At 39.7% G+C, this 13,673-nt stretch carries 6 protein-coding genes; 2 read left to right on the top strand and 4 right to left on the bottom strand.

All coding sequences use genetic code 11. From position 1 onward, the window contains the following. Window positions 1–61: 61 nt before the first annotated feature. Window positions 62–2,404, bottom strand: a complete 2,343-nt coding sequence (locus F0919_RS05795) for an efflux RND transporter permease subunit (protein ID WP_150031761.1) — start codon at window positions 2,402–2,404, stop codon at window positions 62–64. Between the two features lie 314 nt (window positions 2,405–2,718). On the opposite strand from F0919_RS05795, the gene F0919_RS05800 reads away from it, so the two are divergent. Together F0919_RS05800 and F0919_RS05805 are read left to right on the top strand one after the other, a co-directional pair. After that, window positions 2,719–5,571, top strand: coding sequence for a T9SS type A sorting domain-containing protein (locus tag F0919_RS05800; protein ID WP_190277281.1), 2,853 nt, complete (start codon window positions 2,719–2,721; stop codon window positions 5,569–5,571). Window positions 5,572–5,774: 203 nt separating this feature from the next. After that, window positions 5,775–8,135, top strand: a complete 2,361-nt coding sequence (locus F0919_RS05805) for a TonB-dependent receptor domain-containing protein (RefSeq protein ID WP_190277282.1) — start codon at window positions 5,775–5,777, stop codon at window positions 8,133–8,135. Window positions 8,136–8,300: 165 nt separating this feature from the next. Here the strand turns inward: F0919_RS05805 and F0919_RS05810 are convergent, their stop codons facing one another. The 3 genes from F0919_RS05810 to F0919_RS05820 form a co-directional block, all read right to left on the bottom strand. Next, window positions 8,301–9,377 carry a phytase gene (locus tag F0919_RS05810; RefSeq protein WP_150031764.1) on the bottom strand — a complete coding sequence of 359 codons (1,077 nt, stop codon included), beginning with the start codon at window positions 9,375–9,377 and terminating at the stop codon, window positions 8,301–8,303. An 84-nt stretch (window positions 9,378–9,461) separates the two neighbouring features. Further along, window positions 9,462–10,724, bottom strand: a complete 1,263-nt coding sequence (locus F0919_RS05815) for a right-handed parallel beta-helix repeat-containing protein (protein ID WP_150031765.1) — start codon at window positions 10,722–10,724, stop codon at window positions 9,462–9,464. A gap of 42 nt (window positions 10,725–10,766) precedes the next feature. After that, entirely contained in the window at window positions 10,767–13,541 is a 2,775-nt protein-coding gene (locus F0919_RS05820; protein WP_150031766.1) for a TonB-dependent receptor, read from the bottom strand. Between the last annotated feature and the right edge of the window lie 132 nt (window positions 13,542–13,673).

The following is a 13,673-nucleotide window of genomic DNA, read 5'->3' on the forward strand; positions in this document are numbered from 1 at the left end:
AGAATAAGAAGGGCCGTCCAATGTTTTTTGGACAGCCCTTTTTAAAAAATATATTTAAACATTAATCCTTTTTCACTGCTCTGTTTTTCTTAGCCTTATCCATCCAAAGCAATAATGCTGGCTGCAGCGTAAGATTGAAAACCATTGCCAGTAATAAGGTTAACGATGTGAGATAGCCAAGCGATTTGGTACCGTCAAATTCGGAAACAGCGAAAACAGCGAAACCTGCAATCAATATAAACGAAGTGAAGATGATGCTTAAACCTGTATCGCGGATACTACGGCGAACCGTCATTTCTATATCTTCATTATGTGTGGACAATTCCTGTTTAAAATTTACAAGGAAACGTATCGTTACATCGACCGTAATACCAAGCGCCACACTAAATACCAATACAGTAGATGGCTTCAACGGAACGCCCAACCAACCCATTACCCCTGCCGTAATAAGCAAAGGCACAATATTCGTTATAACAGCAATCAATACAATTCTCCAGTCACGGAATAATACCACCATACAAACCAGTATCATGGCAAAAGCCCATATTAAACTGTCTCTCAGACTGTTGATGATAAAACGGCTGCCTTCCAGGAAGGTAATGCTCGTACCCGTAAAAGTCAGTTTATAATCAGCCGTATCGAAAAGCGCCAATGCCTTTGGCTGAATTTCATTCAACAATTTTGGCATCGCAACAGAACCGATATCGGCTACATTCACGCTTAACCTCAGGCTTTGAATATTGGTATCTACATAAGAGAAAAGCACTTTATTCAACTGATTTGGCGAATTATTGTCCCTTTTGCGCAAAGCGCTGATAAGCATGGGGCGAATGCCTCCGAATTGAATTTCATCCGGCAGGCTGTAATTTTCCACACCTCCTCCAAGCATACCTTGTTTTACGAATTTTATGCCTTTAATAAGGTTCAGGCCACCACCTATTTCAGGACGGCTTTCCAATAAGGTTGTCAACGAATCTACCTTCTGCCATGTTTCAAGTGATTTCAATGCACCGTATTTCTTTTTCGTATCAACAATGATTTCCAGAGGCATTACACCTTTAAAATTCTTTTCAAAGAATTTTAAATCGGTATAAATCTTATCGGAATGCGGCAAATCATCCACAATATGCCCTACTGCTTTAAGGCGCAACATGCCGACAACAGATGCAGCACAAATAAGGATGGTAACGGTGTATAAAAGCTTACGGTTATGAAAAACCAATGTGGTAAGCGAATCCAACAGGCTGTTCATCCATTTGCTTTCAAGATAGCTCGTATGGCGTGTATTGGGTGCAGGAAGGAAACTGTAAACAGCAGGAATAAATACAAGTGAGATAAAGAATAATCCCATAATATTCAAACCGGCTACAAGGCCGAATTCTTTCAGGATTACGCTTTTTGTAAAATAAAAAACACCGAAGCCAATGGCCGCCGTAAGATTGGTAAATAAGGTAACGATACCCATTTTACCTACCATGTTTTTAAGAGAAGGTATCTTGATACCCAGTTCACCAAATTCAGTATGGTATTTATTAAGGAAGTAAACACAGTTGGGAATACCAATAACCACTACCAATGGCGGAATAACGCCTGTAAGCAATGTAATTTTATACCCAATCAGCCCTAATGTTCCGAAAGACCAAACCACGCCGATTGCCACAACAATCATGGAAGTCAGGACCGCTACAATGGAACGGAAGAATATCAACAAAATGACCGCAGTCAGTGCAAAAGAAAGCAGCAGGAATATCTTCAACTCATGCTGCACCTTATTAGCCATTTGAGTACGGATATGAGGCAGGCCCGAATAATGCACTTCGGTATTGTATTTCTTACCGAATGCGTCGCCCAATTCTATAATTTTATTGATAACACGGGTACGGTCTTTGGAAGCTAAAGAATATTTGCTGATGCCGATTGCCATTACGTAAGCATGCGTCTGCGAGTTGTACAACAATCCTTTGTAGAATGGCATGCTCTCAAAAATACCTTTCAGGCTGTCCATATTCACATTGCTCAAATCCTCGGGAAATATTTTCTGAACGCCGATTTTTTTTACGGTATCAGGTACGATTCTTATTGCTGCGGGAACACCAAGAACATTTGTAACGGAATCTATTTTGGAAATATCATGTGAAAGTGTTGCATAATCTTTAAACATTGCCGGAGTAAAAAGCTGTGGCGATTGCACACCCAGCATCATGGTAGAACCATCTTCACCAAACATCTGGCGGAAACGCTGATAATCCTGATACTTGGGATTGTCGGTAGGAATAGCACTGGTAAAATCATAACTCAACTCCACCTTTGATGCAAAATAACCCATTACACCGGTAATGGCAAAGAGAAGTACTAAAAGGATAATACGAAAACGAAGAACGAAATCAGCAATACGTTGCCACATAGAGGAGCTTTAAAAATTGTGCTAAACTGCTATTCAACCAATAAATTATAACGAGCGGGGCTACATTAATAATCAGGATGACATTTAAGTTAATAAAAAGTTCAAATAAGACCGCAAAAGTAATATGATTTGGGTGATTTCTGATACTATTTTAGAAATCAACTGTGTTCTTAGTTGTTTTAAAGCAAGGTATCCATTTCTTCCGGTTAGGTTACCGGACCTCAAAACACATGTTCATGCATTTGTTAATGCAATTTGCTTATATCGGCATTGTCGTATTTTTATCTCCTTTTAAAATATACCAAACCAAAGCCATGAAAAAAAAGCTGTTTCTTGCCGGCTTATTAATAAGCCTCTTTTCCATAAATGCGAAAGCCTCGATTGTATATGTAGATAGCAGCCATGTTGGCGGCGTACAAACGGGAACCTCCTGGGCCAATGCTTTTTCCAGTTTCCAAAGCGGCATTGATGCTGCCAATGCAGGCGATAGTGTCTGGGTGGCAAAAGGCACTTACATTCCTGCAACAGATAATTCATTTATCCTGAAACCGGGTATCAGAATATTTGGCGGCTTTCTTAACTCTTATAATAGCTTTGCCCAACGCAACTGGCAAACCAATATTTCTCTTTTAAAGGGTAATGGCACCAGTGTTGTGCAGAATAATGGCAACAATGCTATGCTTCGGGTTTATCTTGACGGATTTTCCATAACAGGCGGCGCATCCAATATCATTAACAATGAAGGCTTTGGTGCAGGCATTTACAGTACAGCCCCGCTGCAGGTTGAAAATTGCAATATTAACAGGAATGCAGTAGCTACGCTTCCTACAGCATACTTAGGATCTGTATATGGCGGTGGTATTTACAGCGCAGGCAATCTGATAGTAAAAAATAGCATTATTGCCGCCGATTCCGCTAAATCACCTTCCTTTGTCAATGGTGTAAAATCATTCGGAGGCGGAATATATAATGCTGATTCGTTACAGTTAATCAACTCCACTATTTCCGGAAACATTGTAATTTCAGATTCATCCAGAGGTGCAGGCATTTACAATGCAAGCGTGTTGAGCATTACAGATTGCAACATTATAAATAATTACGGCAGTTCTACTTCTACATTTACCGCAACATACGGAGCCGGTATATTTAATGCCGGAACATTATTTTTAAGCGGAGGCGTTATATCCAATAATACAGCCAGCAGCAGTTCTACCACTACAGCTTCATCTTCACATGGCGGCGGCATCTTCAATCAGGGAATTGCAAGCATTGCCGACAGCTGTATTATCAAGAAAAACACAGCTTTCAATGGCGGTGGCATTTTCAGCAGCGGCAGCTTATCTATTGAAAGCTGCAAAGTAGATTCTAACCGCGCCTGGGAATACGGTGCAGGAATCAGCAGCAAGGAATGGCTTATGATAGTTGGCACGAGTATTTCCTATAATTCCATATTAGGTTATTATTCATCATACGGCGGAGGTATAGCCAACTACGACACGCTTTACATGAATGGGTGCCAGGTTATTGGCAATCTTAGTTCTTCTTCTAATTATTATGGATTGGGCGGAGGTATATTCACTAATAAACTATTGACTATTTACAACAGTATAATCTCAAACAATAAAGACACTTCCACTTACGGTTCTTATGGCGGAGGTATCAGTAATTATGGAGCACTCGAAATTTTTTCAACTCAGGTTTCAAATAATGTTGCAACCAATCATTATAACAGTTCCAACGGCGGTGGAATTTATAGCAAATGGATATGTATTACAGGTGTAGTCGCTGACATTTCAAATAACAGGAGCGATAATGGAGGAGGAATGTTTATCGATTCCGTTCAGGGAGCGCCTCAAAGCATGCTTATAGATAAATTTACTTTTACCGGTAATAAAGCAAGATTTTCAGGAGGCGGAATGTTCAATAAAGATATTACTTCCCAATCCAAAATCAGTGAGTGCATTTTCAGTGCAGATACAGCAAAGAACGGTGGCGGCATCTATAACCTGAAAGCATCGCCCGATATGATAAATATGTTGTTCTCAAGAAATATTGCAGATACATTCGGAGCTGCTGTTTACAACAAACAATCTTCGCCGAAAATCATAAACAATACCATGGCTCTCAATGTGGCAACCGTTGATGGTGCAGGCATGTACAATGTAACGAGTTCAAATCCGGTTGTTGACAACACTATAATCTGGGGGAATAGTTCCGGAACACTCAACACAGGCGGTTCATCCATGACCAATAAATATAGTTTAATACAAGGCCTGGCGGCAAACACGGCCAATCATACCATCGATGGTTCTGTCGATCCATTATTTACAGATACTTCTGCGGGAGTAAACAACTATCAGTTACTGCCGGGGAGCCCCTGTCTCAACACGGGAAACAACAATGCATTGCCGACAGGATATGTTTTTGATATCGGAGGGAACGCCCGTATCAGTGGCGCTTCTATTGACATGGGCGCTTATGAATTGCCCATTACTCCGTTTGTGAATCTGGGACCGGATACGGTATTATGTGCGGGTACTACATTGATACTGGATGCTCTGAACTACGACTGCACTTATTTATGGAACACAGGAAGTACGGAACGTACATTAGCGGTAACAACAAGCGGCACTTATTTTGTAACGGCTACAAGCAATCTCGGCTCTTCTACCGACACTATTGTAGTTACTTTCAACCCTGCGCCTGTAGTGAATTTAGGTAATAATATTACGGTAACTACAAGCTCCTACACATTGGATGCCGGAAATCCGGGGGCTGCTTATTTATGGAATACAGGTGAAACCACACAGACAATTACAGTAAACTCAAGTGGCAATTACAAGGTAAGAGTTACCAATTCAAATGGCTGTAGCGCAAGTGATTCCATTAATGTAACGTTCCAGACCACGGGCATCGGATCGGTTTCGAAAAATGCAAACAATTTAATCATAAGCCCTAATCCCGCAACGGATGCTATGACAATAGATATCAGCAATGCTATGACGCTTTTACATTCATCCATAACTATGACGGATGCAACAGGAAGAATCGTAAGAACTTTTGCTATAGAGAACAAAATACAGGCATGTCCGCTAACAGGAATTGCGCCGGGCATGTATTTTCTCAGAACTATTGATGGCAGTAGCTTTAAAATTATAAAACAATAGGAAACAACAAATAATTATAGTAAATAAAAGATAAGGCATCGCAATTGTGATGCCTTCTTTTATGTTGGTTAACGAATCTTGCCATTAACACTAATTAACCTTGATTATGAAGCAAGGCCCATTCGTTACGCTACTTTTGTCAGCAAATGACATTTACTGACATCTTTAAAAGAGCCTTATTATTTATTTGTATACTGAGTGGTATGATCGTTCATGCCCAGTACAACATTCAGGGAGACATTACCGATTCGCAAAACAATAGAATCGGTAATGCTGTAATACTGTTATTAAATGCGCACGACAGTACTTTAGTTCAAACGTTTATTACTGATGAACAAGGCCGTTACTTAATAGTAACGGATGATATAAAAAACAAAATAATAAAGGTAAATGCATTGGGTTTTTCGGAAGTATTGCAGCCGATTGAAGATATTACGAGCGGGAAACAAACACTGAATTTCACATTAAAACCTGAAGCAGGTAAGCTATCTGAAGTTGTAGTGACAGGTACAAAGAAAACTTTTGAGCGAAAGATAGACAGGATTGTTTTCAATGTAAGCAAGGACATCACAACGAACGGAGAGAATGCTCTGGAAGTAGTAAAGAAATCGCCGGGCGTTATAGTACGCCAATCGGATAATACAATCAGCCTGGCAGGAAAGGGTTCAGTAAGTGTTATGATTAACGACAGATTGCTGCAACTTTCTGGTGAAGATCTTATAGCTTATTTACAGGCTATTCCGGCAGACAATATAGACCGCATTGAAGTCATTACGGCTCCGCCCGCAAAATATGATGCATCGGGCAATTCGGGCCTGATAAATATTGTTTTAAAACGACAGAATAAAAATGGCATCCAAGGCAACATACGCGCAGGTTACGAACAGGCATCTTACGGCAAAGGCATCGCCGGTGGTGACATAAATTACAGAATAGACAGACTTAATGTTTATGCCAATGCAAATTATACAAACGGCGCGAATCATAACAATGAACGATTGGCTACGCCTTATCCTGAGCAAATATTCAAAGTACATGATGATTATAAAAAAATAATGAAGCCTTTGCAATATACCGTAGGAGCCGATTACAATCTTAATAAGAAAAGCGTTATAGGATTTCAATGGAATAACACAATTGTAAACAGAAAAGATATTTCAAACAGCGGTATTGAAGTATATCATTTACCTGCAATGATGCTGGATTCCACTATGTTGACAAAGGGTGGCAATAGCACAAGGAACAGCAATAATCTCTTGAACCTGAACTATACTTTCAACATTGACACCAGCGGAAAGAAAATATCTTTTGATGCCAACAGTTTATGGTTTGATGGTAATCGCAGCAATGATTTTGAGACGACTAATTATTATGATGCCTTTAAAACACCAACCGGCATATATAGCCACAATAAAACAACAGGAAAACAAACCATACAAATCAAGACCATACAGACCGACATTGAATTGCCTTATCAATGGGTTTCTTTATCAATAGGCGGAAAGTTAAGTTTCATTAATAACCAAAGCAATAATGCCTTCGGGTACATTGATGACAATGGCTATCATGAAGACCCTGATATTTCAAACGGTTTTGATTATAAAGAAAAGGTACAGGCACTTTATATGTCAGCACAAAGAACAATCAACAAATGGTCTTTTCAGGCAGGCCTCAGAGGAGAATTTACACAAACAAAAGGCTATTCCAGAAACCTGAATCAAACCAACATTAATCAATACTTCAATTTATTTCCGACAGCCTTTGTACAATATCAATTGAATGATGATAATATCTGGAATATCAACTATAGTAAGCGCATTAACAGACCGGGTTACAGAAGCCTTGACCCATATAGATCTTATGCCACGCCTTATCATTACAGCGAGGGCAATCCTTTCCTGCAGCCATCTTTCAATCATAATTTTGAATTGAATTACACTTTCAAATCCAACTATTCGTTAAGTGCATTTTATCAATACGAAAAAAATCATTTTTCGGATGTATGGATGATTGACGAAACAAATAATATTACTTCAAGTTTTACTGAAAATTTTGCTGATGCCATCTCTTACGGGTTGAACGGAATGGCTTCGATAAACCCGTTTTCGTTTTGGGATGCCCAGATACAGGCTGGCCTCCAGATACAGGAATTACAATCCAAAATCTATACAGCAACAGAACAATCTTACAAAAACACATCTTACTATATAGGATTGAATAATGCTTTCAAACTAAATAAAGCTAAAACGTTACTGGCAGAATTGAATGTTTACTATTTAAGCAAATACAGGGAAGACTTTCTTGAGATAAAACCTTTAGGGAATGTTGATGCAGGATTGAAAGCGCTGCTGTTTGATAAGAACTTAAGTATAAGCCTGAACGCTTCTGACATCTTAGTAAGCCAGAAAGCAAGGGGCGTGCACATTGTTACAGGACAGGTAATCGACAATTATTTTGACACTCGCAATCTCAGGCTGACTTTGCAATATAGGTTCGGCAACAACAGAATTAAAAGTAAACGTGAACGTAACCTGGGCATTGAAGAAGAGAAACAACGCATGTAAATCCGTTATTCCTTTACAAATTTGGTATCATTTCCCGCTGCGTCGCAGCGAGAAAGTGGGAAATGGGTCTATTTTAGATTGAGCAATTAAATGAAACAAAAAAAAGAAACCTCTGTATAGAAATACAAAGGCTTATTCTTAAAACAGAAAAATTAAGAAAATCGATCAAGGTTTATTCCTGTCAATCATTTCCTGCAAGTTGCGCCAGTCGTAGTAATGAAATACTTTCCCATTACTCATTGCAACAAACATGCCTTCCGGAAATTGATTGTTCAAGTGAATATTTGTAACATCAGAACCATCGCTTTCAATGGTAGAAACAGGAATTTCGGCAATAAGGTCATGTGCATTTTTGTTATTCGGGTTTCCTTCTCTGCGGTAAACCATGAAAGTGTTTTTTTGCTGGTTGGATACCAATATATAACCTGTACTGTCAGATGTTTTATAAATGGAAATGCCTTCATGATCAGATACAAAGCCAGTTGTAGCGAATAAGGATAATTCCTGGTTTCCTTTTTCGGGATCGGCGTAATACTTATGTACGCCATAAGTTTCATCTGAATAATAAACATAACCCATTTCGTTATCGACAGCAATGGATTCTATTTCTTTCTTGCCACTGTATTTACCAAACTTACGCACCAATGTTCCTTTAATATTGCCTGTACCGTCATCTTCCAGTTTATACTGATAAAGATAACCATCGGCCGGACCGGTCTTTCTTCCGACTATTGCAAATATAGCATGGTCTGAAAGACGCGTGTATAAAGCAATTCCCATCGGCGCCTTATCTGTTTCATCAGCAAAAACATCTAATCCGCCATTATCAACCGGCTTCATGTCAGGAACGCTGTACATTCTCAGGTTATTGGTTTCGCGTTCGGTAGTTGCAACAAAATCCGTAGCCACACCATTGAGCATTATCCCATAAGCAACGTCCACATTATTCGGACGTTTAAGGTCGGTTACTTTATTTACTATTTTACCATTAAGGTCAAATACATATAAACCACCGTTAGCATCTTTGTCCGTACCTATTATCAGGCTTTTTGAGGTATCGTTTTTATTAATCCATATACATGGATCGTCTGTATCATAAGCTGTCTGATCTGTTACTATGGAAGGTTTCAAGGCAAGGGTATCAATATCGTTATTCTTGCCTTCGGTGGAACCTTTAGTAGATGTTTTACAGGCCACATTGAACAAGCTCAATATGCCGATTGTAAAAACTAATTTCTTCATCGGGAATCTTTAAAAAATTTAAATAGTGGAACCGGAAAGAGATTACTTCCGGCTGTTATACCGGAAGCAATCTTGTATTAAGAATTAATTAGTACCCCATGCACCAATGTAATTAGCCGGTGCAGGAGATGTATAAGTAGATCCGTTTCCGAAGCTAAGGCCTGTACTTACGAAGAAAGATGTAAAGTTTGTCTTGCCATGACCAACTGCAGGAGAGCCTGATTGCAAATGGAAATCCCATGAAGTATTGAATGCTGCGCTGCTCATATCATTGCTCAGCGGGAAATTGACAAACTTAGGATCATTAGCACCGACAACTGTAGAGATGATATCGTCAACACCTGTTATAATATCTTCTGAAGGCTGGAACTGATCAACAGTAGTCTGATTATAACCGTAATACAAAGTGTTTCCAAATTTTGAAGCAGCGTTCTCTGTATTTGTTTTATCTCTTTTGATACCGTAACGATCGTTTACCAATAAGTTGTTGTATAATTCAACAATTACACCTTTTTCCACCCAGATAGAACCGCCTTTAGTTGTTGCTCTTCTCCAGCCACAGTTAATGATGGTATTGTTATAACCGTAGATGTATGCGTTGATTGGACGATCACCTGAATTGGAAAGTTTTAATGCATTGGTATTCGGGCTATAAACTGTGTTGAAAGCAACATCGGCATGAACACCTGATTTGATGTTGATAGCATCACCGTTATCAAGGCCTGTTGTATAAATAGTGTTATGGTCAACAATTACACTACCACCTTCAATGTAAAAACCATCTTCACCAAAGTTACGAACAGTACAATGTGTAACTACAACTTTACCTGTACCGCCATACCATAATACAGGAACACGGTCACCTGCTTCTGCTTTATAAAATTGAGCATTTACTGAAGCAGAGGCTTCTGTTGTAACATTTCCACCTTGTTCGATAATGCAATGATCCAGAAGGATTTCTCCGCAGGTAGGACCACCCATTATACCACCCCATTTCATGCCCCATGTACTTTTCTTATCATCATCAACCGTAAAAATAACAGGTTCGGCATCGGTACCTACTGCATATAAATTACCTTTTACAAGGAATTCAGGTTTTGCCGTAGTATCGAATATTATTTTAGCGCCGGCTTCGATAGTCAATGTTTGTCCTTCAGGCACTATAACATCACCTGTGATATGGTATGTTCCGTCTTTAGCCCATGTACCTGATACGTTTCCGGAAAGAGCTGTATCAACCGGATTAACAGGATCCGGGTCAGGTGTTGTTTTGTCTTTTTTACTGCAGCTTGTCATCAATAAAGTGGCAGCTGTAATGGTCGTTAAGAATAATGGTAAAGTTTTCATTTTTGCTTTTTTAGAATAAATGTTTGTGATTTTGTGTTTATATTATAATTTATATCGTAAGCCTATTAAATAGGAGCGTTGATAATAGTCGCGTTGTACAAGCGTATTGTCTTTCAGGTCTTGTCCGGGTGTATTGATATTTGATTTCTTAGGATCATAATTTGTCTTTCCTTTAATGAAGGTTTCCATCGGTGTATTCAGAATGTTGTTGACTTTGGCAAAAACCGCAAAGCCGTTATGAAATGATTTTTCCATTGAAAAATCCATTTGTATAAAAGCTTTCTGCCAGATATCCCTGTCAATAAACTGCGAAACGGTTGCAATTCTTGAACCTGTGTAATTGCCTGCCAACTGGGCGTCCCATCCATGTTTTACATCTTTGTAAAGCAGCGATAAATTAGCAATGTGTGCTGCCTGACCGTAAAGCGGTCTTGTCTGTTCCGGATAAATATTATGAGTGCCGGGAGAACCATCTGTATTGGCAACACGTTGTGCTTTGGTAGTCGTTATGGCTGAGTGAGTATAGGTATAGTTTCCTTTAAAGCCTATCTTATTGAAGAACTTTACGAAATCAAGTTCCAGCCCATAGTTATTTGCAGTACCGTAGTTGGCGGGACCATAAAATTGGTCTTGTCCGCGGATAGGGTCGATTTGCAAAGTGAACTCAATAGGATTCTGGATGCGTTTATAGAATGCACCTAACAGGAAGCTTTCTCCGGCATGAGGAAACAATTCATAACGCAGATCCACATTGTCTGCTACGGCATGTTTCAGGTTGTAATTGCCTCTTTCCTGATAATCTTCATTCACTATTTTGTAAGGAACTATTTCAGCAAAACCTGGACGATTAATACCTCTGAAGTAAGTAGCACGTAGATTGGCTTTTTCATTCAATATATATTTGAAGTTCAGTGACGGCAATACATCTGTATAAATTTGCTTGCCATCAGGATGATCTTCTGTGATTGGGGGATACAACATATTGTAACCCTGATCTGTATGCTCTACCCTTACGCCGCCTACCAATTCGATACGTTTGGTATAAATATTAAACTGAAAATAACCTGCTGCTATCTTTTCGGATGCCTGATAGGTCAATGCAGAGTTTACTGCACCGCCCGGGGTCGCAACAGTCCATTCAATCTGGTTGTAAGCATCAAAATCCGTACCATAACGCGCAAATTTATCAGCGGGGTTAAAACTATAATTGTTGAAGAAATTATCGCGGGCTTTATCTCTGTAGAGACCTCCTATTTTCAATTCAACAGGTATGTCTTTTATAGATTGCTTATAAGTAAGGTTAAGGTATCCGGCAATGTCGCGGTCGGAATTATGTTCCCATCTGCGTGTCATACCGGAAGGGAAGGTGACGTATTGCTGATCATGCAACTCAAAACCGCTCAGGGAAACTTCTGTGTTTTCGGGTCTTTCATTTGTGGCTTTGGAATATACAGCCGACCAATCGACCTTGAATTTATCAGTGAGCTGATGCTCGCCCTGCAAGGTGCTGTTGTATATATGCTGATTAGTCACCCTGGAACGTGTACTGAAACCAAGCGTAAAAGTATCTCCGCTTTGCCCGTAGCTCAATTCCTTACCGACTTCGTCTCTCACCTGAATATTGTTCAGGCCCATATAGGCATTATACCATTTCAGTTTATTACGGCTGTTCAGCCTGTAATCCAGTTTTACGTGCAGGCCGCTCCTTGTTTGCTGTTCAGAAAAAAATCTGTCACTCTTTTTGGTGATGCTTACAACACTGTAAGTATCCACCGTTTCCTGATCATATAATGTGCTGCTTGCCCCACGATAAGTGTTTTGATAACTTCCGGCTACGATTATGCCGAATTTGTTATTGAAATAGCGGTTACCGAATGAGAAACCTCCAATAAGATTTGGCAAAGGTTTTTTGTTGGTATAATCTAATGGAGCTGAAGGAAAGTCGGTGGGTGCAGCCTGATACCTTTTACCGTTAATTTCCCAGGGGCTTGAGCTGTTGATGCCGCCGTTGTCGAATCCTTTAAAATCGTGGTCAAAAAATAATTCGCTGTAGCCTGTGGCAAGGTTTGCAGAAAATGACAATTGATTGGGAGCATCTTTCATTACCATATTGATGGCGCCGCCGATTGCATCGCCTTCCTGAGATGGCACCAGCGATTTATATACTTCCAGTCTATCGAGTAATTCTGCCGGAAAAAGATCGAGCGGAACGTATCTGTATTTGTTATCAGGACTCGGAATTTTCACACCATTTACCATAGTGTAGTTATATCTTTTATCCATGCCTCTCAAAATGGCGTGCTGTCCGTCGCCATTACTGTTACGTTCGATAGAAACTCCGGAAACGCGTTGTATTACATTAGCAACTGTAATGTCGGGGGAGATTTGTATGGCTTTTGCAGAAACAATGTTCATTACCTGATCGGCCTTTTGTTCCATCCTGCGTGCGGTTTTTTCACTTCCGCCGTCCCTTTTATCACCAATAACCACTTCATTCAACTGATGATCTGTTTTTTCGCTCATTGCTATTTCCAGTATCAACGGCTGTTCTCCTTCTATATGAATGTCTTGTTCATAAGGCGCACTGTTTATATAGGTGACTACCAATATATAATCGCCATCGGGAATTTCATTCATTTCAAATGAACCATCCAGTCCTGCAACGGCATTGTAATTGTCATGATCTTTAATATAAATGGTTGCACCAACCGCGGTTTCACCATTACTTTTTTCTGTTACCTTACCCTTGATGCTGCCCGCCATACATACTTGCGAGAGCAACATAACTGAAAGAAGAAGGTATAAAGATGACCTCATGATTGCGTTTGATTTTTTGTTGACGCAAAGGTGAATTGATTACTGAGGGAATGCAAATTTCAGGGGTTAACAAAAAGGAAGCAGCGTTACAAACGACGTGAACCAAGCGTGAACAATAGCAACTTTATTACT

The sequence above is a fragment of the Taibaiella lutea genome (assembly GCF_008629695.1).
GTDB classification, from domain to species: Bacteria; Bacteroidota; Bacteroidia; order Chitinophagales; family Chitinophagaceae; genus Taibaiella; species Taibaiella lutea.

What these genes read in the sequence shown, in the direction of transcription:
- F0919_RS05795 (WP_150031761.1), bottom strand. Translation starts at nt 2,404, where the DNA reads ATGTGGCAACGTATTGCTGATTTCGTTCTTCGTTTTCGTATTATCCTT.
- F0919_RS05800 (WP_190277281.1), top strand. Translation starts at nt 2,719, where the DNA reads ATGAAAAAAAAGCTGTTTCTTGCCGGCTTATTAATAAGCCTCTTTTCC.
- F0919_RS05805 (WP_190277282.1), top strand. Translation starts at nt 5,775, where the DNA reads ATGATCGTTCATGCCCAGTACAACATTCAGGGAGACATTACCGATTCG.
- F0919_RS05810 (WP_150031764.1), bottom strand. Translation starts at nt 9,377, where the DNA reads ATGAAGAAATTAGTTTTTACAATCGGCATATTGAGCTTGTTCAATGTG.
- F0919_RS05815 (WP_150031765.1), bottom strand. Translation starts at nt 10,724, where the DNA reads ATGAAAACTTTACCATTATTCTTAACGACCATTACAGCTGCCACTTTA.
- F0919_RS05820 (WP_150031766.1), bottom strand. Translation starts at nt 13,541, where the DNA reads ATGAGGTCATCTTTATACCTTCTTCTTTCAGTTATGTTGCTCTCGCAA.